This window comes from Leifsonia sp. 21MFCrub1.1, assembly GCF_900107895.1.
GTDB lineage: Bacteria > Actinomycetota > Actinomycetes > Actinomycetales > Microbacteriaceae > Leifsonia > Leifsonia soli.
The window spans coordinates 306,227-329,625 of record NZ_LT629867.1 but is presented as its reverse complement, the minus strand read 5'-3'; the positions used below and the strand labels follow the sequence as shown (position 1 = coordinate 329,625).

Below are 23,399 nucleotides of genomic sequence, written 5' to 3'. Positions count from 1 at the left end.
AGGGTGAAGCGCGGCACGCCCGGGACGCTCGAATCGTGTACCCCGGAAGAGGGTCCTTGGGGGACTCTGGGAATGTTACGAACTTTTACACGTGCGACATGTGCCGTTCACACGGAACGCCCGTCGGCACGTCTGCGCCGACGGGCGTTCGCCCCCTGTCTTCCCCGATTCAGTCGCGCCGCAGCTCCCTGCCGTGGACGGTCACCGCGTAGATGATGAGGAGGTCGATCGTCACCATCGCGATCGACCACCAGGGCTGCGCCGGGAACGCGATCAGCTGCCCGATGGCGTGCAGCGCCGCGACGAAGACGGCGAAGATGCGGGCCCACAGCGCTCCGCGCATGAGGGAGAGGCCGGCGATCAGCATCAACAGCCCGAGCACGATCGACCACCAGCCCCACGCCGTGAGACTGAAGGTCTGGATGCCCGACGACGAGACGAAGTAGCCGGTCGACGGGCCGAACAGGGCGACGATCCCGTAGAACACATCGAGGATCGCGGCGATGAGCAGGAGCACGGCCGCGAACAGCGCCCACCCCACCCATCCGGAACGGACTTGCACCTCGGACATCGCATCCACCTCTCGGTCTGGACCACCCAACCTGCGGTCGAGCACAGCATCCCGTGCACGGAGTCGTCGCGGATAGACAGCGGGAATTTCCCCGAATCCGATGCGTTTACATGCGTATAGCCAGGCAATGGAGCCGGTAGACCCCCACGCAACCACCCCGGAGGAGTTCCATGTCCATCGCCGAAGCAGCCGCCCGCGCCGCCGACACGTCCGCGCCCCTGCTCCCCACGCTCGCCGAGCGCTGGAGCCCCCGAGCGTTCGACCCGACCATCGAGGTCGACGACGTCACACTCCGTTCCGCCCTCGAGGCGGCACGCTGGTCGCCGTCGGCGGCCAACACCCAGCCGTGGCGCTTCATCGTCGCCCGGCGCGGCACCGCCGCCTTCGACACGATCGTCGCCAAGCTGGCCGGCTTCAACACCGTCTGGGCCGGCTCAGCGGCCGTGCTGATCGTCGCCGCCGCCGAGGTGGTCGACGAACAGGGCGCCGAGCGCCGCTGGGCGACCTACGACCTCGGTCAGGCCGTCGCGCACCTGACCATCCAGGCGCACCACGACGGACTCCACGCCCACCAGATGGGCGGATTCGACGCCGCCGCGCTGCAGGAGGCCTTCGGTCTGGGCGAGCGCTTCGTCCCGGTCTCCGTCACCGCGCTGGGCGTCCTCGGAGACGCCGAGTCGCTCCCCGAGCCGCTGCGGACCCGGGAGGCCGCGCCGCGCACCCGCCGGCCGCTCGACGAGATCGCCGAGCTGCACGGCTGATCCGCACAGGACACCGACACGGCGCCCGCCGGGATGCTCATCCCCGGCGGGCGCCGTCGTGTTTCTTGGGAACGCCGCCGCTACGGGCGCACGAGCGTCTTGATCGCGCGGCGCTCGTCCATCGCCGCGTACGCCTCGGCGATGTCGGTCAGCGGGACCTCGAGGTCGAACACCCGACCGGGCTCGATGGCCCCCGACCAGACGTCCTGCAGCAGATCCTCCACGTAGTTCCGCACGGGGGCGACGCCGCCGTTGACGCCGATGTTGCTCTGGAACAGCGGGCGGACGGGCAGCTCCGGGCCGCCGTTCGGCACGCCGACGTAGCCGACCATGCCGCCGGGACGGGCCGACCGGATGGCCTGGTCCATCGACTCCTTCGTTCCGACAGCCTCGAGCACGCAGTCCGCGCCGATCCCGTCGAACAGCTCCTTCACCGCCGCGACGCCGGCGTCGCCGCGCTCGGCGACGATGTCGGTCGCGCCGAACTCGCGCGCCAGCGCCTGACGGCTCTCGTGCCGCGACATCGCCACGATCCGCGACGCGCCCAGGCGGGCGGAGGCGAGGACGGCGCACAGCCCGACCGCTCCGTCGCCGACGACGACGACCGTGCTCCCCTCGGTGACTCCGGCCGAGACCGCGGCGTGATGCCCGGTGCCCATCACATCCGACAGGGTCAGCAGGCTCGGGATGAGCTCGGCGCGCGGGTACTCGGGGGTGGCGACCAGCGAGCCGTCGGCGTGCGGCACGCGGACGTACTCGCCCTGGCCGCCGTCCGCGAAGCCGCCGATGCGGTCCTCCGAACCCCACCAGCCGCCGTGCAGACACGAGGTGCTGACGCCGTTGCGGCAGTTCACGCAGGTCATGTCGCAGTCGTAGAAGGGCGCGATGACGAAGTCGCCCGGACGGATGGTGCGGACGTTCTCACCCACCTCCTCGACGACTCCGACGAACTCGTGGCCGATCCGGCGCGGTTCGTTCGTGGGGGTCACACCGCGGTACGGCCACAGGTCGCTGCCGCAGACGCAGGCGGCGACGACGCGGACAACGGCATCGAGGCCGTCGGAACCGGAGCCGGTGTAGAGGGTGGGGGTGGGGACGTCTTCGAGGCGCACATCGCGCTCTCCATGGATGACAGCAGCACGCATGCTTCGAGCCTACGCGCACGAAGGCCCCCTCCCGATCGCCCGATCGGGAGGGGGCCTTCGTCGCGCCGGGTTACTCGCGGACGGCCTCGACCGTCAGGTGGTCTTCCTCGCGATCCAGATCCACCCGGACCAGGTCGCCGTCGCGCACCTCTCCGGCCAGCAGCGCCGTGGCGAGACGGTCCTCGATCTCGCGCTGCATCAGCCGGCGGAGCGGACGGGCGCCGTAGATGGGGTCGTACCCGCGCTCGGCGAGCCAGGCCCGCGCATCCGGGGTGACCGCCAGCTCCAGCCGCCGCTCGGTGAGGCGCTGCATCAGGTGGTCGATGCCCAGCTCGACGATCTCGCCCAGCTCCTCCTGCGTGAGCGCGGAGAACACGACGATGTCGTCGAGACGGTTCACGAACTCCGGCTTGAACGCCTGCCGCACCATCTGCAGCACGGCCTCCTCGCGCTCGGTCGGGGTCAGCGTCGGGTCGACGAGGTACTGGCTGCCGAGGTTCGAGGTGAGCACCAGGATGGTGTTGCGGAAGTCGACCGTCCGGCCCTGGCCGTCGGTCAGCCTGCCGTCGTCGAGCACCTGCAGCAGAACGTCGAAGACCTCGGGATGGGCCTTCTCGACCTCGTCGAGCAGGATCACCGAGTACGGACGCCGGCGAACGGCCTCGGTCAGCTGACCGCCCTGCTCGTAGCCGACGTACCCGGGAGGCGCACCGACCAGACGCGAGACGGAGAACTTCTCGCCGTACTCGCTCATGTCGATGCGGACCATGGCCTTCTCGTCGTCGAACAGGAACGCGGCGAGCGCCTTCGCCAGCTCCGTCTTGCCGACACCGGTCGGCCCGAGGAACAGGAAGGAGCCGGTCGGCCGGCTGGGGTCGGAGATGCCGGCGCGCGTGCGGCGCACCGCATCCGCCACCGCCTGCACGGCCTTCTTCTGGCCGATGATGCGGCGGCCCAGCTCGTGCTCGAGGTTGAGCAGCTTCTCGGTCTCGCCCTGGGTGAGGCGGTCGACCGGGATGCCGGTCCACGCCGCGACGACGGCGGCGATGTCGTCGGCCGTGACCTGCTCGTTCACCATGCGCGGGTGCTCGTGCTCGGCCTGCTCGGCCTCCGCGAGCTCCCGCTCGATGCCCGGGATGGTCTCGTACTCGATGCGCGAGGCCTCCTGGTAGCGGCCGTCGCGCAGCGCGACGTCACGCCGGGTCTTGGCCTCCTCCAGCTGAGACCGGAGCTCGCCGACGCGGTTCAGGGACGCCTTCTCGGCACGCCACCTGGCCTGCAGCTCCTCCAGCTCGTCCTCCTGCTGGCGCAGACGCTCGCGGAGCTGGGCGAGGCGCTCCTTGCTGGCGTCGTCCTTCTCCTTCTTGAGGGCGAACTCCTCCAGCTTCATGCGCTCGACCTGGCGCTGGAGGGTGTCGATCTCGACCGGGGCCGAGTCGATCTCCATCTTCAGGCGGGACGCGGCCTCGTCGATCAGGTCGATCGCCTTGTCCGGCAGCTGCCGGGCGGTGATGTAACGGTTCGAGAGGGATGCGGCGGCCACCAGGGCGGAGTCCTCGATGGTCACGCCGTGGTGCGCCTCGTAGCGGCCCTTCAGCCCGCGGAGGATCGCGACGGTGTCCTCCACCGACGGCTCGCCGACGTAGACCTGCTGGAACCGGCGCTCGAGGGCCGCATCCTTCTCGATGAACTCGCGGTACTCGTTGAGCGTCGTCGCACCGATCAGCCGCAGCTCACCGCGGGCGAGCATGGGCTTCAGCATGTTGGAGGCCGCGACGGACCCCTCCCCGCCGCCGGCGCCCATCAGGATGTGCAGCTCGTCGACGAAGGTGATGATCTGGCCCTCGGCGTCGTTGATCTCCTTGAGGACGGCCTTCAGCCGCTCCTCGAACTGGCCGCGGTACATCGCGCCCGCGACGAGCGCCGACAGGTCGAGCGCGACCAGCTGCTTCCCCTTGAGGGAATCGGCCACATCCCCCGCGACGATGCGCTGGGCGAGGCCTTCGACGACCGCGGTCTTTCCCACGCCGGGCTCGCCGATGAGCACGGGGTTGTTCTTGGTGCGCCGGGTCAGCACCTGGCTGACGCGACGGATCTCGGCATCCCGCCCGATGACCGGGTCGAGCTTGCCGCTCTTGGCGATCTCCGTGAGGTTCACGCCGTACTGTTCGAGAGCGCTCTTCGCCTCCTCCTGAGTGGAGGGCGCACCCTGCATGTTCGCCATGTGGTTCCTTTCCCATTTCTCTGTGGGCAAACTTGAGTCTACTAGGCTCAACTTTATTCCGGGAGGGGTAATTCCCGGATCCGCGGACGAATTCGGCCGGCGTGGAACTCCATCCAGCGGCTTGCTGCTATTGAGACGTACCCTATTGGTATGTCGGATGCAATGACCTACGACTTCACCCTCCTTCACGGGGATACGGCTGCGGCACTGTCGCAGATCCTTCCGCTGCTGCTCCTCGCCCTCATCGTCGAGGTGCGGAGAGCGCGGCCCGGTTGGTGCCGACGCATCCGGACGCGGGCGATGGTCACGTGCTTCCTGCTCTGCTTCGGCGTGATCGAGACCCTGTTCGTCGTCTCGATCGACGGGTCGCTCCTGCCCTACCGGTGGAGCGACCTGCTCGCAGCGCTCAGCATCTTCGTTCTCCTCGCGATCCTCTGCGTGTTCGCGCTCTCGAACCCGTGGAGCGAGACCCGGGCCGAACCGCCGCCGCGCGGCTCCCACGAGGAGCGGTAGCCTGTCGCCATGGTGGATCCGGCCGACCTGCGCGTGGTGCTGATGGACAGCCAGACGGCCGCGACACTCGCGCAGGTGCTGCCGCTGCTGCTGCTGACGCTGATGGTGGAGCTGCGACGGGTGGAGGTGCACCGCCGCGGGCACAGCATCCGGACCACCCGCGTGCTGCTCGGTCTGTTCTTCATCGCGTTCGGCGTCGTCGAGACGGTGTTCGTGCTCTCGATCGACGGTGCGCTCATCCCGTTCACCTGGAGCGACCTCATCTCAGCGCTCAGCATCTTCGCCCTTCTGGCGCTGCTGTTCGTGCTGTCGCTGCTCGACTCGCCGTCGCGCCGCAAGCACGACGAGGCCTGAGAGCGGTACGCACCCGGGCGTCAGCGCGCGCTCAGCGGCGCACCCGGTAGCGCAGGTGCAGCACGCCGTCTCCCTGGATGACCTCCTCCGGTCCCTCCAGCAGCTGCGGCCCGCGGACGGACCCGAAGTACCGCTTGCCTGACCCGAACACGACCGGTGCGACCTCCATCCGCACCTCGTCGATCAGCCCGGCGGCCAGCGCCTGACCGCCGACGTCCCCGGCGGCGACCTCGACGACACGGTCGCCCGCGAGCTCCTGGGCGGCACGCATGGCGGCTTCGATGCCGTCGACGAACGAGAACGGCGCCTCGGGGAACCATCCTTCCGGCCGGCCGCGGTGGGTCACCACGACCACGTGCTCGACGCCGGCGGGCGGCGTCCCCTCCCAGCCGTCCGTCATGTCGAAGACGTGGCGCCCGACGATCGTCACGCCGATCTCATCCCAGTACGGGCGGACGTAGTCATAGGACGCCCGCGACACCGTCAGCACGCCGCCGTCGTCCAGCGGAACGTCGCCGTTCAGCAGCCAGTCGAACAGCGGGCCGGGCTGGTCGTCCTCGTCGGCGATGAAGCCGTCCAGCGACACCGACCCGTACAGCACCGTCCTCCCCACAGGACCACCTCCTCGTCCGCGCCCCACGCTAGCGGGTGGGCACAATCCGTACTGGTAGTGACGCTACCGGTAGTGCTACTATCACCAACGTGCTCATCACCGAACTCGCCGAACGCTCCGCCACTCCCGCCGCCACGATCAAGTACTACGTGCGGGAAGGGCTCCTGCCCGCGGGGGAACGGGTGGGAGGCAACCGCACCCTCTACGGCGAGGAGCACGAGCGCCGGCTGCGGCTGATCCGCGCCATGCTCGAGGTCGGCAAGCTCTCGATCGCCTCGGTCAAGAGCATCCTCGCCGCACTGGATGAGCCGGGCGCCCCCATCGCCCACACCTTCGACGTCGCCCAGCAGGCGCTCTCGCGGTCCGCCGTCCCCGACGTCGCCGACCCCACCCCCGAGGCTCTCGCGCGGGTGGATGCGGTGGCCGCGCGCGCCGGATGGGCCGACTGCGACGACAACATCGGCCGCGAGATCGCCGCGCGCGTCATCGACGCGTTCGCCGGCGCGGGGTATCCGCTGCCGGACGACTACCTCGACCGCTACGCGGCGGCGGCGCGGATCCACGCCGAGGCCGATCTGGGCGCGGTCGCCGCCCTGCCGGACCCGTCGCGCATGACCGAGCTCATGGTGATCGGCACCGTGCTCGGCGACACCCTCTCCCTCGGCCTGCGTCGCATGGCCCAAGCCGTCGTCACCGAAGAAAGAAGAAGAAGCTCATGAAGGCCGTCTTCGCCTGGCACCGTCCGCTGATGACGGTGGCCGCCCTGATGATCGTCAGCACGATCGTCTGCCTCGTCGGGCTGCTGGTCGACCCGCGCCAGATCACCGGGGTGGACGCGTGGGCCAAGCCGCTCAAGTTCTCGCTGTCCATCCTGCTGTACAGCGTGACCTGGGCCTGGCTGATCGCCCACCTGCCGCGATGGCGCCGGATCGCCCACGCCGCCGGGACGGTCGTCGCCGTCGCCCTCATCGTCGAGCAGGTGCTGATCGTCGGCGCCGCGGCCGCGGGGACGACCAGCCACTTCAACGTCTCGAGCCCGCTCGCGAGCGCGATCTGGGGAGTCATGGCGATCTCCATCACCACGCTCTATGTGTGCACGTTCGTCACGACGATCGCGGTGTTCTTCCTCCGGCTGAGCACCCGGTCGACGACGATCGCCGTGCGCGCCGGCGCGGTGATCGCGCTGGCCGGGCTGGGGCTCGCGTACCTGATGACCGGGCCCACCACGGCGCAGCTGGCCGACTTCCGCGGCATCGTCGGGGCGCACACGGTCGGCCTGGCCGACGGAGGGCCCGGCCTCCCCGTGCTCGGCTGGAGCACGGTCGGCGGCGACCTCCGCATCCCGCACTTCATCGGGATGCACGCGCTGCAGCTGCTCCCGCTGTTCGCCGTGCTGCTCGGGTGGGCGGGACGTCGCTGGCGTCCACTGGCCGACGACCGCGTGCGCACGCGCCTCGTGGTCGTGGCGACCGTCGCCTACGCGGCAGGGCTCGCGCTCGTCACCGTGCAGGCGCTCGCGGGTCAGTCGATCGTCCGCCCCGATGGCGTCTTCCTCGCCGCCGGCTGGGCCATCGTCCTCGCAGCGCTCGTGGCCGCCGCCGCCATCCTCACCTTCCGCCCGCGTCCCATCCCGTCCCCAACCCTCGCCCACGCCTAACCCCCGCCCCAAGCCAACAGCTCCTGAGTTTTTCGCCCGTTTGGCGACCAAAAGGCGGAAAAACTCAGGAGCTGTTGGCTTGTGACGGTGGGTCGGGGGTCAGCGGGCGGCGGGGTCGCGGTCGTCGATGTTGGGGGGTGCCGCGGCGTCGAGCTCCTCGGGGAGCTCGAGCGGACGACGCGTGTAGTACTCCCGCGCCTTGCGGTAGAAGATCGCGATCGGCACCACGCCGAGGACGATCAGCCCGAGCCCGAGGATGTTGACGACGATCGCGTCGCCCTGGAAGTTCTGCACGATCCCGACCACGAAGATCACGCCCATGAACACCGCGCCGACCGCCGGCCAGAGTCCGATGAGGATGAAGTTCTTCACCGACTTCAGCAGCACCCGACGGTACGCGACCACGACGGCCACCCCGGCGAGCGTGTAGTAGAACGCGATCTGGATGCCGATCGAGGCGATGGCGCTGCCCATGATGTCGCCGACGTTGCCGATGAAGTTCGACCCGACGAACAGGACGATCGAGACGCCGACGACGACCAGCGTCGCGAAGGCGGGCGTGCGCCACTTCGGGTGGATGCGGCCGAACGCCTTCGGGATGGTGTGGTCGCGTCCCATCGAGAACAGCGTGCGCGTCACCTGGATCAGCGTCGTCTCCAGCGTCGCGATGGTCGACAGCGCGACGGCGATCACGAGGAGCTTTCCGCCGATGCCGGGCCACACGGCGTCGCCGAGCACGGAGAGCACGTTGGCGCTGTTCGCCTCGATCGTCTTGGCCGGGAGGATGACGAGGGTGGCGATGGTGAAGATCTCGAACAGCAGGAAGACGATGATCACGCCGATGATGCCGGCCGAGCCGGCGCTCCGGTGGCCGTCCTTCGTCTCCTCATTGAGGTTGGCGGCCACATCCCAGCCCCAGAAGTAGAACGCGGCGATCAGCGCGGCCGAAACGAAGACGCCCTGCCCGGTGAGGTGCTGGAAGCCCAGCCAGTCCCAGGAGAACGACGGGCCGGCGTGGGCGGAGGTCGCCGCACGCACGATCATCAGCACCGCGAAGAGCACGAGGATGCCGACCTCGATGACCGACATGATCCACTGCGCCCGCGCGGTGACGTGCACGCCGAACAGAACGCACGCCGCCATGACGAGGAACCAGAGCGCCCCGATCCCGGTGATCAGCGGAACGTTGCCGGCCTGCTCCGGCGCGAACAGCGTGACGGTCATCGCGCCGGCCGGCAGGGCCCCAGCGACCATGAAGATCGTCGCCGAGATCACCAGCGCCCAGCCGGAGAGGAAGCCGAGGATGGGGTGCAGCGCGCGCGCGACCCACGAGTACGCGGCGCCGGCGTTGACGTCGAGCCGCCCGAGGTAGAGGAACGCCCACGCGATGCCGAGCATCGGGATGCCGCACCACAGCAGGGCGGCGGGGGCCCCGAGCGCGGCGGCGCCGACGAGCGTCGCGGTGGTGGCGGCGATCGAGTAGGCGGGCGCGCTGCCCGCGACGGCCATCACGATGGAGCCGGCGGCGCTCACGCCGTCGGCGGCGAGGGCGTGGTGGTGCTCTCCCCGGCTCTGTTCGGCGCCGCCTCCGTGCGGGGCGTCCGGCCGGGAACTGGTCTGCGTCATTGCTCTCCCTGGCTTCGAGGGTCGCGTGTCGGCGGCACGAGGCGCGACGTCGGTGTGCGACAGGGGGACGTTAGCAACATCCGGCCGGGAGGACAAGAGGATTTCGACGGATTCCGTTGCCGATTCGCTGATTGCCTCCTGAAAACGTTGTGAATATCCATATCGACGACGGAACGGGTGGCGGGTCATCTGCAGCCCGGCGCTCCACCCCCGAGCGGGTCGCTTGATCGGCGACCCGAGAGATGCCTAGGGTTGCGCATGCCCGACGACGCGGAGACCGCCGCCCCGCCGCCCCGCCGACGCATCTCGCGGCGCACCCTCATCGGCGGCGTCGTCGGCGGCGTGATCGGCGCTGCGGCGCTCGCAGGCGGCGGCGCGTACCTCCTGCCCCGGCTGCTGGACGGACCGGAGGACGGGCTCCTCGTCGACCGCCTCCTGAAGCGCCCTGGCTTCACCGTCGCCCATCGCGGCGGCTCGCTCGACTGGCCGGAGATGTCGATGGAGGCGTACCGCAACGCGGTGTCGGCCGGGGTCAACGCCCTCGAGATCTCGCTGGCCCGCACGTCGGACGGCGTCTGGTTCGGGCTGCACGACGAGACGCTCGACCGCACATCGGGAACCTCCGGCTTCGTCGCCGCTGAGCACACCTGGAAGGAGGTCGGGCAGCATCGCATCTCGGCCGCCGAGACGAACGATCCGCGCCAGGCGCCGCAGCCGTACCTCCGCTTCGAGGAGCTCGTCGCCGCCTACGGATCGACGCACACCATCTTCGTCGATCCGAAGGTGGTGCCACCCGAGCACTTCGGCGAGCTCTTCGCTCTGATGGCGACGGTCGACCATCCGACGAACACGTTCGTCGCCAAGGGCTACTGCACCGCTCGCGAATGGCCGGTGGATGCGCGGGGCCGCGGATACCGCACCTGGGGCTACTATTACGGCGCCGAGCTGGCCTCCGACCCGGCCCTGTTCGCCTCCACGCGGGATCGCTGGAGCTGGCTGGGCCTCGACTACAACGGCGGCGAGGAGGCGTGGCGCACCCTCACCGCGAGCGGAAGTCCGGTGCTCGCCCACATCGTCCCGTCCCGCGCGGCTGCGGATCAGGCACTCCGGCTGGGCGCGGACGGGATGGTCGTCTCCGGCGTGCGCGAGGTCCTGCACCCCTGACGCAGGCGGCGCCTCAGACCGGCTTGCGCGACGCCGTGACCGTGAACTTCGGGTTGCGGGCGATCTGCCGGGTCGGCCCGACCGTGCGCTCGAGCGCCGCGCGGTAGCCGAGGTGCGAGTTCCACACCGTCCACAGCTCGCCGCCCGGCACGAGCACCCGCCCGGCGTCCGCGAAGAGGCGGTGCGCGATCCCGGTGTGGACGGCTCCGCCGATGTGGAAGGGCGGATTGAGCACCACCAGCTCGGCGGAGGCGTCCGGCTGCGACGACAGCCCGTCGTCCCGGACCACCGTGACCCGTTCCGAGACGCCGTTCGCCGTCGCGGTCGCCGCGGCCGATGCGACGGCGGCGGCGGACTGGTCGGTGGCGATGACCTGGACGCCGGGGCGGGTCGCGGCGAGGGCCGAGGCGATCACGCCTGTCCCGCAACCGAGGTCGATCGCCGTGCGCGCATCCGGCACCGCCTGGTCGAGCACGCCGAGCAGGAAGCGGGTGCCGATGTCGATCGAGGTCCCCGCGAACGCCGCGCCGTGCGCGCACACCCACAAGCCCGTCTCGGCATCCCGGGAACGCTCCGGCCAGCGGTCAAGCACCGTCGCGGCGGCGGGATGCGGCTCCCGTGCGGTCAGGACGCGCGCCTTCTGGCGGGCGAGCGACGCCTCCACGGAGCCGAACACCTCGCCGAGCACGCCGTTCATGGCCGTGGTCATGTGCTTGAGCATCCCGCCCGCGTGCACGACGACGTCGGCGCGGGCGTGCTCGGCGATCAGCGTCGCGATCTCGGCGAGGGCGTCGAGACTGCGCGGGAGGCGGAGCAGCACGGTGCGCGCTCCGCGGACGAGCGCCTCGTCGAGCGGCCGGTGCTCGAACGCTCCGACGAGCCCCAGCTCGGCGGCATTGGCGTCGAGCGCGCGCTCGCCGGTCAGCGCATCCTGGTGGACGCGGATGTCACGGGCGCCGCGCGCGGCGGCGGCCAACGTCAGCGCACCGTATGCGTCTCCGATCACCACCAGACCCGGCTGCAGAACAGCATCGCCGGCGATGTCGGCCAGGAGGCGGTCCGCCGCGTCGGCCGCGAACAGGTTCGGCGCCTCGACGTCCGGCCGCCGCCGGAGGCGGTCGTAGGGGAAGCCGGGCGCAGCGGGGGTCACGCCCCCAGTCAACCAGAGGGCGACAGGAGGGCGTGACCCGCACGGATGCGGCGCGGGGGCGGTCAGGAGGCCCGGGCGGCCTCCTCCTCCAGCTCCTCCTTCTCGGAGAAGTCCATCGTCGGCGGCCTGCGGCGGAACCCGCGGGTCAGCACGGCGAGGTAGATCACGCCGACGAGCATCCACGACAGCCCGACGATGAATGTCGTGGCGGTGAGCGACGTCCACAGCCAGACCGTCAGGACGAAGCCGATCGCGGGGAGCACGCCGTAGCGCACCCACTCGCCGGCCGACGGCGCGGTACGGCCGCCCTTGGGGAACAGGTGGTGCTTGATGACCGAGAGGTTGACCATCGAGAACGCCGCCAGCGCACCGAAGGAGATCATGGTCGCCGCCTGGTCGAGCGTCAGCACGAGAGCGAGCAGCGACACCACCGAGACCGCGACCGCGGCCACCCACGGGGTGCGGAACCGCGTGTGAAGGGTGCCGAAGATGCGCGGCAGGACGCCGTCCCGGCCCATCGAGTAGATGATGCGCGAGACGCTGACCTGGGTCGTCATCCCCGATCCGAAGGCGCCGACGACATAGACGGCGACGAAGAACGATGTCAGGAACGTGCCTCCGACCTTGGCCATGAGGTCGACGCCGGCCGAGTCGACCTCGGCGAAGTCGCGCCAGTCCGGGTACACCAGGGCGCCGAGCCAGGAGACGACGATGAAGATCGCGCCGCCGATGAGCGTGGTCAGCACGATGGCCCGGGGGATGTCGCGCTTCGGGTTCTTCGCCTCCTCCGAGAGCGTGGAGACCGCGTCGAAGCCCAGGAACGAGAGGGCGAGGACGGCCGCGCCCGCGAAGACCGGCCCGAGACCACCCTTTCCGGGCAGGAACGGCTCGATCAGGCTCGGGGTCTCCGACGACGGGTTCGTCAGCAGCTCCTTGATCGCGAGCACCGCGAACACGACCACGAGCAGCACCGACAGGGCGACGATCGCGACGTTGAGCCGGTTGACCAGCGTGATGCCGAGAACGTTGAAGACCAGCACTAGGAGTAGCGAGGCCAGGGCGAACACCCACCCCGGGATGTCCGGGAACTGCGTGTTCAGGTACAGCCCGATCAGCAGGAAGTTGATCATCGGCAGGAACAGGTAGTCGAGCATCAGCGTCCACCCGGTCAGGAAACCGACGTGGCCGCCGAACGTCTGCTGGGTGTACGTGTAGGCCGAACCGGACACCGGGAACGCGCGCGCCATCGCGCCGTAGCTCAGCGCCGTGAACAGCATCGCCACGAGCGCGACGACGTACGCGGACGGGAGGTGGTTGTCGGTCGACTGGGTCACGATCCCGTAGGTCGTGAAGACGGTGACGGGCGCGAGGTAGGTGAGCCCGAACAGCACGAGGGCCGTCGGGCCGAGGGCCCTCTTGAGCCGCGGCTGGGGCGGCAGATCGGTCGTGGTCATGTGGTGCTGCCTCTCTGATTCGAGTGGTGCAGGGGTCGAGTGGTGCAGGGGCTAGTGGTGCAGGGGGCTAGTGGTGCACGGGTGCGGGCGCCCGGCGGACGCCGGCGACCCAGGTTCCGAGCACGCGGACGGATCGCAGATCGTGCGGGTCCACGTGGCGCGGGTCGGTGTCGAGCCAGACCAGGTCGGGGGCGGACCCCGGCCGCAGTTCGCCGCGCGCGGCGGCGAAGGCCTGGTGGGCGACGCCGGAGGAGTAGGCCTCCAGCGCGTCGGTGAGCGGGATGCGCTCGGCGGGGGTCCATCCGGCCTCCGGCACGCGGTCGTCCGTCTGGCGGGTGACCGCCGTCGCGACGCCGGGGCGCCAGTCGGGGCTGCTGACCGGCCAGTCGCTCCCGAAAGAGACGCGCGCCGACGCGAGCAGTGTGCGGATGGGGTACTGCAGTCGTTCGCGCTCCGGTCCGAGGCGCGGGAGGGTGAGGGCGACCATCATCGGGTCGAGCTGGGCCCACAGCGGCTCGAAGTTGGCGATCACGCCGAGGGCGGCGAAGCGAGGCAGGTCGACCGGGTCGACGACCTGGACGTGCGCGATCACCGGGCGCCGGTCGCGCACGCCGTTGGCGCTCTCGACCGCCTCGAAGACGTCGAGCGCGGTCCGCGCCGCGGCGTCGCCGATCGCGTGCAGGTGCAGCTGGAAGCCGAGCTTGTCGAAGGTGACGGCGGCCGCGGTGAGCTCGGCCGCATCCCAGTTGGGGAGTCCGCGGTCGCCCGGGGTGTCGGTGTAGTCCGCGAGCATGGCGGCGGTGTGGTTCTCGATCACGCCGTCCACGAAGACCTTCACGGTGCCGGCCGTCAGCAGCGGGTCGCCGAGCTCCTCCACGCGCCGCCGCGCCTCGACGAAGCCGGGGACCTGGTCGCGCCACCGCACCGGGTCGGCGCGCAGGGCCAGATTCACGCGCGTCGACAGCAGTCCGCGCGTCGACGCCTCCAGGTACGCCTCCACCTCCGCCGGCTCGACCCAGGCGTCCTGCACCCAGGCGATCCCGAGCTCGGCGTACTCCGCGGTCGCGCGTCGCAGGGCCTCGACGCGCTCCTCGTGCGTGCGTCCCGGCTCGTGCGGGAGCAGCAGGTCGACCGCTCCCGGCTCCTGGAGGATGCCGAGCGGCGACCCGTCGTGCCGGCGCGGGATGCGGCCGAGCGGCGGCTCCGGAGTGCTCGCGTCGATCCCGGCCCGGCGAAGCGCTTCGGAGTTCACCCACAACGTGTGGTAGTCCCACGCCCGCAGCACGACCGGCCGATCGGGCACGGCGGCGTCGAGCCAGCGCGCGTCGAACATCCCGTCGGGGGCGAGGGTCGCGTCGTAGCTGGCGCCGTAGATCCACTCCTGCTCGGGATGCGCGTCCGCCCACTCCTTGACGCACGCGACGATCTCGTCCACCGACGCGCAGGACCGCACCTGCGGTCCGAGCCTCTCCATCCCGGCCTGCAGGGGGTGCGCATGCCCGTCGCCGAACGCGGGTGCGAGCACGCCGTCGAGGAGGTCGACCGTCTCGGCCGCCGAGGCGCGCAGGGCCAGCGCGTCGGCTCCTGTGGCGATCACCCGCCCGTCCTCGACGGCGACGGCGGTGTGCTCGTCGGCGTCTGCGCGATAACTGCTCAGGATGGTGCCACCGGTGAAGACGGTCGTGCTCATGCAGCCTCCGTGTTACAGATAAATGAACGACGTTCTTTTATTTCGTCAGATACTAGGGTGTGATCGAGCCGGAGGGGAAGAGCATGGCCGAGATCGATCGCCCGGCGCGTCGGGTCGGGCGCCCCCGGACCGCCGTGCTGACGCGGGAGCTGATCGCCGAGGCGGCGCTCCGGCTCCTCGACGAGTCCGGCGCGGACGGGTTCACCATGGCGCGGCTCGCGCAGGCGCTCCGCGTGCGGCCCAGCGCCCTCTACAACCACGTCGACGGCAAGGAGGACGTGATCGCGGGCGTCCGCGAGCTCGTCTCCGACCGCATCGACGTCAGCGCGTTCGAGACGCAACCCTGGGACGCGGCGATGCGGGTGTGGGCGCACTCCTATCGCGTCGCGTTCGCCGCGCATCCGCCGACGGTCGCCCTGCTCGCCACCCTGCCGCTCACCGGCGCGCTCCGCACGATGCAGATGTACGACACGGTCGTCGCGGCGATGGTCCGCGCCGGGTGGCCCGAGCCGGAGGTGCTGCCGACGATCGTCGCCGTCGAGTCGTTCATCCTCGGCTCGGCTCTCGACGCCATCGCCCCTGCCGACATGTTCGACCCGTCCGGAGCGGAGGACACGGTGCCGGCCTTCGCGTCGGCGTACGAAGCCCGCATCGCCTCCCTCGGCGCGGTGCCGCCCGCCGATGCCGCGTTCGAGACCGGGCTCGCCGCGCTCCTCGACGGCCTGCGCGTGCGCTACGAGCGGGTGCGGGTGGCGGCGTCGTGACGCGCGGCTAGATCCAGCCCTTGCGTTTGAACACCACGTAGAGCCCGACGCCCATCGCGAGCATCAGCAGGAGCGCGAACGGATAGCCGAACGCCCAGTGCAGCTCGGGCATCACGCGGAAGTTCATGCCGTAGATCGTGCCGACGAGGGTCGGGGTGAACAGGATGGCGGCCCAGCCCGAGATCTTCTTCACCTCGTCGTTCTGCTGCTGGCCCACCAGTGCCGTGTGGACGGTGAGGGCGTTCTGCAGGATCTGACGGAAACCGTCGGCGCGCTCGGTGACCCGGATGACGTGGTCCTCGATGTCGCGGAACGCATCGCGCAGCCCCTCGTCCTCCTCGCGGGCGATCAGGCCATCGCGCAGGCTGCGCAGCACATCCTTCAGCGGGTCCACCGCCCGCTGGAAGTGCATCACCTCGGTGGACAGCTCGAAGATGCGCCGCGACACCCCGCGGTCGCCGGAGAACAGCTGGTCCTCGATCTCGTCGATGTCGTCCTCGAGACCGGCGACGACGGGCGCGTACTCGTCGACGATCTCGTCGAGGATGCCGTAGAGCGCCGCGATCGGACCGTGGGCCAGCAGGGCCGCATCCCCCTCCAGCCGTTTGCGGACCCGCGCCAGATCGGGCGTCTCGAAGTGCCGGACCGTGATGACGAAGTCCTCGCCGAGGAAGAGGTGCACCTCGCCGAACTCGACCTTCTCGGTCTCGTCGACGTAGCTCGCCGGCCGCAGCACGACGAACAGCATGTCGCCGTACTTCTCGAGCTTCGCGCGCTGGTGACCGGAGAGGGCGTCCTCCACGGCGAGCGCCGGGAGCTCGAACTCCTTCGCCACAGCGGACAGCTCGTCCTCGGTGGGGCGGTACAGCCCGATCCAGGCGAAGCCTCCGCGGTCGCGAACGGTCTCGCTGGTCTCCTCGAGCGACGGCGGCTCGGTGCGGATGCCGTCCACGTACACGGCGTTGTCGACGATCATCACGCCTCCTCAGGGAGCAACGCTACGCCCTCCTCCGCCGCCTCCCCGCCGCGCGGATGCGGACCCCTAGACTGACGGGGATGTCCGCGTTCGCCTGGCTCGCCGCCGCCCTCGTCCTGGTCGGCGCGTACCCCGCCTACCGGTTCGCACGCCGGGCCTGGCGGTTCCGGGCGACCGCGACCGTGATCGCGGTGATCACCGGCCAGATCGTCGCCCTCGTCCTGGTCGGACTCGGCGTCGCCCTGCTCCCCCGGCCGGACCTCGTCGGAGCGGGATGGTTCGTCCTCGTCCTGGCGGCCACGGTCCTTCCGCTGGCGATCGGCGACCTCATCCAGTCGGCGGGCGCGCGCGCCGTGCGTGCGGTCGTCGCGGGCGTCGCCGGAGTGCTCACGATCGTGGCCGTCGGCGTGGCGGCGGCACCGGCCTTCGCCCAGCCGACCCTCGCGGGGCGCAGCATCCCGGTCACCGCGAAGACGCTCGCAGACGGATACCAGCTGGCGGTCCGCATCCCGGCGACCGCCTCGGGATTCGTCGCCCGCGACGCCCACCTGTTCGTGCCGCCGGGCTGGCTGCGCGACCCCTCTGGCACGCGCCCCGTCGTCGAGATGATGATGGGCCAGCCGGGCAATCCGACCCTCGGGGCGACCCTCGATGCGCTGCACAGCCTGGGCGACGACCGGCTCAACCAGGCCCCGTTCGTGCTCGTGGTCGACCAGCTCGGCGCGGTGGACAAGAACCCGCCATGCGCGGACACGTCGGCGGGGAACCTCGACACCTACCTGTCGCAGGATGTTCCGGCCTGGATCGACGCGAACCTCCCGGTGTCGGAGGATCGCGCCGACCGGGTGATCGCCGGGTTCTCGCACGGAGGCGAATGCGCGGCGTACCTCGGCGCGAAGCACCCCGACACGTGGGGTGCGGTGATCGACATCTCCGGGCCCGACAAGCCGGGCGAGTACCGGCCGACGGTGACGCGCGACAAGTACTTCGGCGGCCACCAGGTCGCATACGAGAAGACCTGGCCCGCCAACATCCTCGCGGCGAACGACTACCCCCATCCCCTGGTCGGGATCTTCGTCGCCGGCGCGGAGGACCCGCACTTCCGCCAGCAGGTCGAGGACACGGCGACCGCCGCCGAGAAGGCCGGATGGAAGGTCACCTACTGGGCCGTCCCCGGCGAGGGCCACTCCGGGCCGACGCTGGTCAAGGGCCTGGCCACCGGCTACAACCAGCTGATCGGATCGTGGCTGAAGACGGGTGCGACGGGCGCAGGGGACCGTTTCCTCTGCGCAGCGGACCAGACGGCGCAGGCGTGCGGGCTGACGCAGGCCGCCGCCGTCGCCGGAACCGTCGCGATCGTCGATCTCTCGGCCCTCGCGGTGTTCCTCGTCATCGCGCTCGGGCTGTTCTTCGCCCGCCAGGGCGTGACGCTGCGCCGGGCGCGCGCCTCGGTCGACGACTGATCCGGCGTCGCTCCCGCTCCCTGACGATGTGAGAGCGCGGGCGGAGGCGCTAGGCGGCGACGGCGGCGCGCGACGCGATGAACGCGTCGACGCAGCGACGTATCTCCTCCTCCGTGTGCGCCGCCGACAGCTGCACGCGGATGCGCGCGCGGCCCTTCGGGACCACGGGGTACGAGAAGGCGGTCACGTAGACGCCCTGGCGCTGCATCTCGTCGGCCATCCGGGCGGTGAGCGCCGCATCCCCGAACATGACCGGAACGATGGGATGCGCTCCCGGCAGCAGGTCGAAGCCGGCCTCGGTCATGAGCCGCCGGAACAGCTCCGCGTTGGTCACGAGCTGCTCGCGCAGGTGGTCGGACTGCTCCAGCAGATCGAGCGCCGCGAGGGTGCCGGCGACGATGGACGGCGCGAGCGTGTTCGAGAACAGGTACGGTCGCGAGCGCTGGCGCAGCAGATCGACGATCTCGCGGCGGCTCGAGACGTAGCCGCCGGAGGCGCCGCCGAGCGCCTTGCCGAAGGTCCCCGTGTAGATGTCCACGCGGTCGGACACCCCGCAGAACTCGGGTGTTCCGCGGCCGTGCTCTCCGACGAAACCGACCGCGTGCGAGTCGTCGACGAACACCAGCGCGCCGAACTCGTCCGCCAGATCGCAGATCTCGGCGAGCGGGGCGATGTAGCCGTCCATCGAGAAGACGCCGTCGGTGACGATGACCGTGAAGCGCGCCCCCGCATCCCGCGCCGCCTCCAGCTGCGCGCGCAGGTCGGCCAGGTCGCGGTTCTTGTAGCGGTACCGCTGCGCCTTCGAGAGACGGATGCCATCGATGATGGACGCGTGGTTCAGCTCGTCCGAGACGATGGCGTCCTCCGCGCCGAACAGCGTCTCGAAGACGCCGCCGTTCGCGTCGAAGCACGAGGAGAACAGGATGGTCGCCTCGGTGCCGAGGAACCGCGACACCCGCCGCTCCAGCTCGAGGTGCTGCTCCTGCGTCCCGCAGATGAAGCGCACGGACGCCATGCCGTAGCCCCAGTCGTCCAGGGCGGTCTTGGCGGCATCCCGGAGTGCGGGGTGGTCGGCGAGGCCGAGGTAGTTGTTGGCGCAGAAGTTGAGCACCTCCTGGCCGTCGGCGGTGATCAGCGCCGACTGCGGACCGTGGATGCTGCGCTCCCGTTTGGTGAGCCCGGCCTCCTCGATCTCCTGCAGCTGCGTCGCGATGTGCTCCCGGAAGCTCCCGTACACGTTCAGACCTCCGTCCAGTCGAGGATGACCTTGCCTCCGCCTGCGGACGCTGCGGCGGCGAACCCCTTCTCCCACTCGCGGGCGGGGAAGCGGTCCGAGACGATCGACGCGATCGCGTCGTGCAGCTCGGCCGAGGTCTGCAGCATGGCGCCCATGGCGTTCCAGGTCTCGAACATCTCGCGGCCGTAGATGCCCTTCAGCGTCAGCATGTGCGTCACGACGATGCCCCAGTCGACCGCGATCGGCTGAGCAGGGAGGCCGAGCATGGCGATCCGGCCGCCGTGGTTCATGTTCTCGATCATCGAGGGCAGTGCCGTCGGGGCGCCGCTCATCTCGAAGCCGACATCGAAGCCCTCGCGCATCCCGAGCGCCTTCTGCGCCTCGTGGATGTCGTGCTGCGACACGTCGACGGTGAAGTCGGCGCCCATCCCGCGCGCGAGCTCGAGCCGCTGCGCGCTGATGTCGGTGCCGACGATGAAGCGCGCGCCGACGTGACGGGCGACGGCGATGGCCATCAGCCCGATGGGACCGCATCCCGTGACCAGCACGTCCTCGCCGACGACGGGAAAGGCGAGCGCGGTGTGGACGGCGTTGCCGAGCGGGTCGAACAGCGCGCCGACCTCGGGCTCGATGGCGCTGTGGTGCACCCACACGTTGGTCGCGGGGAGGACGAGCTGCTCGGCGAATGCGCCGTCGCGCTGCACGCCGACGCCCTGGGTGCGGATGCACATCTGGCGGCGTCCGGCTCGGCAGTTGCGGCACGTTCCGCAGACGATGTGCCCTTCGCCCGACACCAGGTCGCCCACCTCGACGTCGCGGACCAGCTCCCCCGTCTCGACGACCTCGCCGAAGAACTCGTGGCCGGGGATGAGCGGGGCCTTCACGGCCGATGCCGCCCAGTCGTCCCAGCGCTGGATGTGCAGGTCGGTGCCGCAGATGCCGGTGCGCAGGACGCGGATCCGGACATCCTCCGGCCCCATCGCGGGCTCGGGGACGTCGACCAGCTGGAGGCCGTGCCCGGCCTCGCTCTTGAACAGGGCTTTCATCGTCGCTTCCTCGTGGGAGTCGGTGTGCTTCGTCGCGCGGGTGCCCCGCCTTGTGGGCGAACGCATCCTCGAGCACCAGCCTAGGAGATCCGGGGGCGGATCGGGTGCTCCGTGACGGCGCACCGGCTGAGCTCAGGAGGCTCAGCTCCGGCGGATGAGCCTGACATTGCCGGAGAGCCAGAATCCGTGCAGCACGTTGAGGACGCTGTACACGCCGGGCATCGCATGCGCACTGCCTCGAAACCGCTGACCGCAATTCACTAGAGTTCACGCATGAAGCGCGCGCTGATCGTCATCGACCTGCAGAACGAGTACGTCACCGGCAAGCTGAAGATCTGCCATCCGGACCTCATGACCTCGATCCCCAACATCGAGGTGGCCTGGGACGCCGCAGACGACCACGGCGTTCCTGTCGTCGCGGTGCAGCACATCGAGGACGAGGACTCGCCGGTGTTCGCCCGCGGCTCGGACGGCGCAGCTCTGCACGAGACGATCATCGACAGGAAGCCGGCGCACCTGGTCACGAAGGGGAGCGTCTCGGCGTTCCCCGGCACCGACCTGGAGCAGTGGCTGCGCGCCAACGACATCGACACGGTCACCATCGCCGGCTACATGACGCAGCACTGCTGCGCGGGGACGGCGCGGGATGCGGCGGAGCTCGGGTTCACGGTCGAGTTCCTGTCGGATGCCACGGGGACGCTCGACCTCGTCAACGAGGCCGGCGCGATCTCGGCGGACGCCCTCCACCGGAGCGTGCTGGTGACGATGCAGTCCGAGTTCGCCGCCGTCGCGACGACGGAGGAGTGGACGCTCGCGGTGGAGGCCGGGGACACGCTGCCGGTCTCGAACCTGTGGGACAGCACCGGTCACGCGCGGCTGCCGGAGAAGCACGCCGAGCTGCACAAGCTCATGCGCGAGGTGCGGGCCGGCATCGACGGCGACATCGCGGCGACCGAGGCGCACAACATCCAGAACACCCTCTACGTCGGGCAGGGCGTCTCGTCGCTCTGAGAGCACGCCCTCTGAGCAGGCTCACATGAGTACACCCACAGCGTCGCTCCTCCCTGCCTGAGAGCAGGCTCGGAGCTGTCCCCCGCGCGGTGAATGCAGCGTGAACCCTCATTGACCAGTTCCGATTGGACCCCGCGCCGGCGCGGGCGAGCGATCAGGATCGAGCCGGGTAGACGCACCCCCGATCGGGGGTGGACCCTCTCGAAAGGAATGCTGATGCTCTCCACCAGACGGACGGCCGGTTCCCGTGCCCTCGTCGTCGGCGTCGCGCTCGCCGGCGGCGCCATCCTCACCGGCGCTTTCGCAGCACCGTCGCTCGCCGACGAGGGGAACGGAAGGGGCGGCCACGGCCATGACGCGGAGGCCAAGCACGTCCTCCTGATCTCGGTCGACGGCCTGCACCAGAAGGATCTGGACACGTACGTCCATGCCCACCCGACCTCGGCCATGGCCTCCCTGACGCGCCAGGGGACGGACTACTCCAACGCGGTCACGCCAGTCCCGTCTGACTCGTTCCCCGGGATGGTCGCCCAGGTCACAGGAGGCAACCCCGGCACGACCGGTGTGTACTACGACGACACCTACAACCGTGCGCTGCTTCCCGCGGGCACCACCGACTGCGCGACGGCCAAGCCGGGCGCGGAGGTGGCATACACCGAGGCTGCCGACAAGAACCAGAACAGCATCGACGCCGGCCAGGGACTCTCGGGGCTTCCGGCGAGCATCCTGTCGCTGACCGGGAACGCCGCGTCCCTGCTCAATCCGGCGGCCCTTCCGGTCGACCCGGCCACGTGCAAGCCTGTCTTCCCGCACCAGTACCTTAACGTGAACACGGTGTTCGAGGTGGCGAAGCATGCCGGCCTTAGGACCGCCTGGAGCGACAAGCACCCCGCCTACGACATCCTCAACGGACCGTCAGGCACGGGGATCGATGACCTCTTCACGCCGGAGATCAACAGCATCGCGAGTGCGCCGTTCATCGGCGACTGGACCAAGGACAACGCCGCCACGCAGCAGTACGACAGCTACAAGGTCGCGGCCGTGCTGAACGAGATCGACGGCAAGGATCACTCCGGAAGCACTGCCGCGTCGGTGCCGGCGATCTTCGGGATGAACTTCCAGACGGTGTCGACCGCGCAGAAGCTGCCCACCTCGGATGGCCTCACCGGCGGGTACCTCGCTGATGGCAAGACCCCCGGCGCGCTGCTAAACAAGGCACTCGGATTCGTGGACGCCTCGCTCGCGAAGTTCACCGCCGAGCTGAAGAAGACCGGGCACGACCGCGACACGACGATCATCCTGTCGGCCAAGCACGGCCAGTCGCCGACCGACCCGGCTGCACTGAAGCGGATCGATGATGGTCCAATCATCGCGGGCCTGAACGCCGCGTGGGCGGCGGCGCACCCGGGATCCGGCGCGCTGGTGGCATTCTCGACGGACGACGACATCATGCAGCTGTGGCTCGCTCAGCACACGCAGGCCGCGGCCGACTTCGCCAAGCAGTATCTGGCGACGCACACGGGCTCGGGGACCACGTACACGAAGGCGCCGGTGACGGTCGGCGCGTCCGGCCTGACCACCATCTACGCTGGCGCAGGCGTCGCCAAGTACTTCGGTGCCTCGGCGACGGACGCGCGCATCCCGGACATCCTGGGCATCGCGCAGACCGGCGTCGTCTACACGGGCGGCACGTCGAAGATCGCCGAGCACGGGGGCGCCTCGGCGGACGACCGCAACGTGCCCATCGTCGTCGCGACGCCGGACGCCCGCCACGCGAAGCGGATCGAGGCCCCGGTGGAGACGACGCAGATCGCGCCGACCATCCTCGCCCAGCTCGGCCTCGACCCCCGCGCCCTCCGGGCCGTCAGGATCGAGGGCACGAAGGCGCTGCCGTCCGATCGCTGACGCATCACCTGTACTGAGGTGCTCGTAGTTGCCGCCGACACGCCGCGTCGGAGCGCAACTGCGAGCACCTCGCGC

The 23,399-nt window shown here is 70.2% G+C and carries 21 protein-coding genes; 10 read left to right on the top strand and 11 right to left on the bottom strand.

The window, feature by feature from the left end; all coding sequences use genetic code 11:
* Positions 1 to 169: 169 nt before the first annotated feature.
* Positions 170 to 571, bottom strand: coding sequence for a DUF7144 family membrane protein (locus BLW09_RS01455; protein ID WP_089907470.1), 402 nt, complete (start codon positions 569 to 571; stop codon positions 170 to 172).
* 170 nt (positions 572 to 741) lie between these two features.
* Here BLW09_RS01455 and BLW09_RS01450 point away from each other — a divergent pair, with 170 nt between their 5' ends.
* Positions 742 to 1,332 (top strand): nitroreductase family protein, encoded by a 591-nt coding sequence (locus BLW09_RS01450; protein ID WP_089907468.1) that lies wholly within the window; start codon positions 742 to 744, stop codon positions 1,330 to 1,332.
* Between the two features lie 80 nt (positions 1,333 to 1,412).
* On the opposite strand, the gene BLW09_RS01445 is transcribed toward BLW09_RS01450, so the two are convergent.
* Entirely contained in the window at positions 1,413 to 2,477 is a 1,065-nt protein-coding gene (locus tag BLW09_RS01445; protein WP_089907466.1) for a zinc-dependent alcohol dehydrogenase family protein, read from the bottom strand.
* A 70-nt stretch (positions 2,478 to 2,547) separates the two neighbouring features.
* The gene (locus tag BLW09_RS01440) at positions 2,548 to 4,701 is read right to left on the bottom strand and encodes an ATP-dependent Clp protease ATP-binding subunit (RefSeq protein WP_089907464.1); all 2,154 of its coding nucleotides are present in this window, start codon (positions 4,699 to 4,701) and stop codon (positions 2,548 to 2,550) included.
* Between the two features lie 150 nt (positions 4,702 to 4,851).
* Here BLW09_RS01440 and BLW09_RS01435 point away from each other — a divergent pair, with 150 nt between their 5' ends.
* Both BLW09_RS01435 and BLW09_RS01430 read left to right on the top strand, forming a co-directional pair.
* The gene (locus BLW09_RS01435) at positions 4,852 to 5,214 is read left to right on the top strand and encodes a hypothetical protein (protein ID WP_197682046.1); all 363 of its coding nucleotides are present in this window, start codon (positions 4,852 to 4,854) and stop codon (positions 5,212 to 5,214) included.
* A gap of 9 nt (positions 5,215 to 5,223) precedes the next feature.
* Positions 5,224 to 5,568, top strand: coding sequence for a hypothetical protein (locus BLW09_RS01430; RefSeq protein ID WP_089907463.1), 345 nt, complete (start codon positions 5,224 to 5,226; stop codon positions 5,566 to 5,568).
* Positions 5,569 to 5,599: 31 nt separating this feature from the next.
* On the opposite strand, the gene BLW09_RS01425 is transcribed toward BLW09_RS01430, so the two are convergent.
* Positions 5,600 to 6,181, bottom strand: a complete 582-nt coding sequence (locus BLW09_RS01425) for a dihydrofolate reductase family protein (protein WP_089907461.1) — start codon at positions 6,179 to 6,181, stop codon at positions 5,600 to 5,602.
* An 89-nt stretch (positions 6,182 to 6,270) separates the two neighbouring features.
* On the opposite strand from BLW09_RS01425, the gene BLW09_RS01420 reads away from it, so the two are divergent.
* Positions 6,271 to 6,900 carry a MerR family transcriptional regulator gene (locus tag BLW09_RS01420; protein ID WP_089907460.1) on the top strand — a complete coding sequence of 210 codons (630 nt, stop codon included), beginning with the start codon at positions 6,271 to 6,273 and terminating at the stop codon, positions 6,898 to 6,900.
* Entirely contained in the window at positions 6,897 to 7,838 is a 942-nt protein-coding gene (locus BLW09_RS01415; protein ID WP_089907458.1) for a hypothetical protein, read from the top strand. The genes BLW09_RS01420 and BLW09_RS01415 overlap by 4 nt, the downstream gene beginning before the upstream one ends.
* Positions 7,839 to 7,937: 99 nt before the next feature.
* Here the strand turns inward: BLW09_RS01415 and BLW09_RS01410 are convergent, their stop codons facing one another.
* Positions 7,938 to 9,464 (bottom strand): APC family permease, encoded by a 1,527-nt coding sequence (locus BLW09_RS01410; RefSeq protein ID WP_089907456.1) that lies wholly within the window; start codon positions 9,462 to 9,464, stop codon positions 7,938 to 7,940.
* Between the two features lie 258 nt (positions 9,465 to 9,722).
* On the opposite strand from BLW09_RS01410, the gene BLW09_RS01405 reads away from it, so the two are divergent.
* Positions 9,723 to 10,628: a glycerophosphodiester phosphodiesterase gene (locus BLW09_RS01405; RefSeq protein WP_089907454.1), complete on the top strand. Its 906-nt coding sequence runs from the start codon at positions 9,723 to 9,725 to the stop codon at positions 10,626 to 10,628.
* Between the two features lie 13 nt (positions 10,629 to 10,641).
* Here the strand turns inward: BLW09_RS01405 and BLW09_RS01400 are convergent, their stop codons facing one another.
* The 3 genes from BLW09_RS01400 to BLW09_RS01390 all read right to left on the bottom strand — a co-directional run bounded on the left by BLW09_RS01400 (position 10,642) and on the right by BLW09_RS01390 (position 14,922).
* The gene (locus BLW09_RS01400; protein WP_089907452.1) at positions 10,642 to 11,778 is read right to left on the bottom strand and encodes a class I SAM-dependent methyltransferase; all 1,137 of its coding nucleotides are present in this window, start codon (positions 11,776 to 11,778) and stop codon (positions 10,642 to 10,644) included.
* A gap of 62 nt (positions 11,779 to 11,840) precedes the next feature.
* Entirely contained in the window at positions 11,841 to 13,232 is a 1,392-nt protein-coding gene (locus BLW09_RS01395) for an APC family permease (protein WP_089907450.1), read from the bottom strand.
* 67 nt (positions 13,233 to 13,299) lie between these two features.
* Positions 13,300 to 14,922: an amidohydrolase gene (locus BLW09_RS01390; protein WP_089907448.1), complete on the bottom strand. Its 1,623-nt coding sequence runs from the start codon at positions 14,920 to 14,922 to the stop codon at positions 13,300 to 13,302.
* Positions 14,923 to 15,005: 83 nt separating this feature from the next.
* On the opposite strand from BLW09_RS01390, the gene BLW09_RS01385 reads away from it, so the two are divergent.
* A complete protein-coding gene (locus BLW09_RS01385; RefSeq protein ID WP_089916520.1) occupies positions 15,006 to 15,686 on the top strand; it encodes a TetR/AcrR family transcriptional regulator C-terminal domain-containing protein in 681 nt (226 codons plus the stop codon).
* A gap of 7 nt (positions 15,687 to 15,693) precedes the next feature.
* Here the strand turns inward: BLW09_RS01385 and corA are convergent, their stop codons facing one another.
* Entirely contained in the window at positions 15,694 to 16,665 is a 972-nt protein-coding gene (corA, locus tag BLW09_RS01380) for a magnesium/cobalt transporter CorA (protein ID WP_172824157.1), read from the bottom strand.
* A gap of 77 nt (positions 16,666 to 16,742) precedes the next feature.
* On the opposite strand from corA, the gene BLW09_RS01375 reads away from it, so the two are divergent.
* Positions 16,743 to 18,125, top strand: a complete 1,383-nt coding sequence (locus tag BLW09_RS01375) for an alpha/beta hydrolase (protein ID WP_089907444.1) — start codon at positions 16,743 to 16,745, stop codon at positions 18,123 to 18,125.
* Positions 18,126 to 18,174: 49 nt separating this feature from the next.
* On the opposite strand, the gene BLW09_RS01370 is transcribed toward BLW09_RS01375, so the two are convergent.
* Both BLW09_RS01370 and tdh read right to left on the bottom strand, forming a co-directional pair.
* Positions 18,175 to 19,362, bottom strand: a complete 1,188-nt coding sequence (locus tag BLW09_RS01370) for a glycine C-acetyltransferase (protein WP_089907442.1) — start codon at positions 19,360 to 19,362, stop codon at positions 18,175 to 18,177.
* Between the two features lie 2 nt (positions 19,363 to 19,364).
* Complete coding sequence (gene tdh / locus BLW09_RS01365) at positions 19,365 to 20,408, bottom strand: L-threonine 3-dehydrogenase (RefSeq protein ID WP_089907440.1); 1,044 nt, start codon at positions 20,406 to 20,408, stop codon at positions 19,365 to 19,367.
* A 273-nt stretch (positions 20,409 to 20,681) separates the two neighbouring features.
* On the opposite strand from tdh, the gene BLW09_RS01360 reads away from it, so the two are divergent.
* Together BLW09_RS01360 and BLW09_RS01355 are read left to right on the top strand one after the other, a co-directional pair.
* A complete protein-coding gene (locus tag BLW09_RS01360; protein WP_089907438.1) occupies positions 20,682 to 21,419 on the top strand; it encodes a cysteine hydrolase family protein in 738 nt (245 codons plus the stop codon).
* Between the two features lie 216 nt (positions 21,420 to 21,635).
* A complete protein-coding gene (locus BLW09_RS01355) occupies positions 21,636 to 23,324 on the top strand; it encodes an alkaline phosphatase family protein (RefSeq protein ID WP_089907436.1) in 1,689 nt (562 codons plus the stop codon).
* Positions 23,325 to 23,399 lie beyond the last annotated feature (75 nt).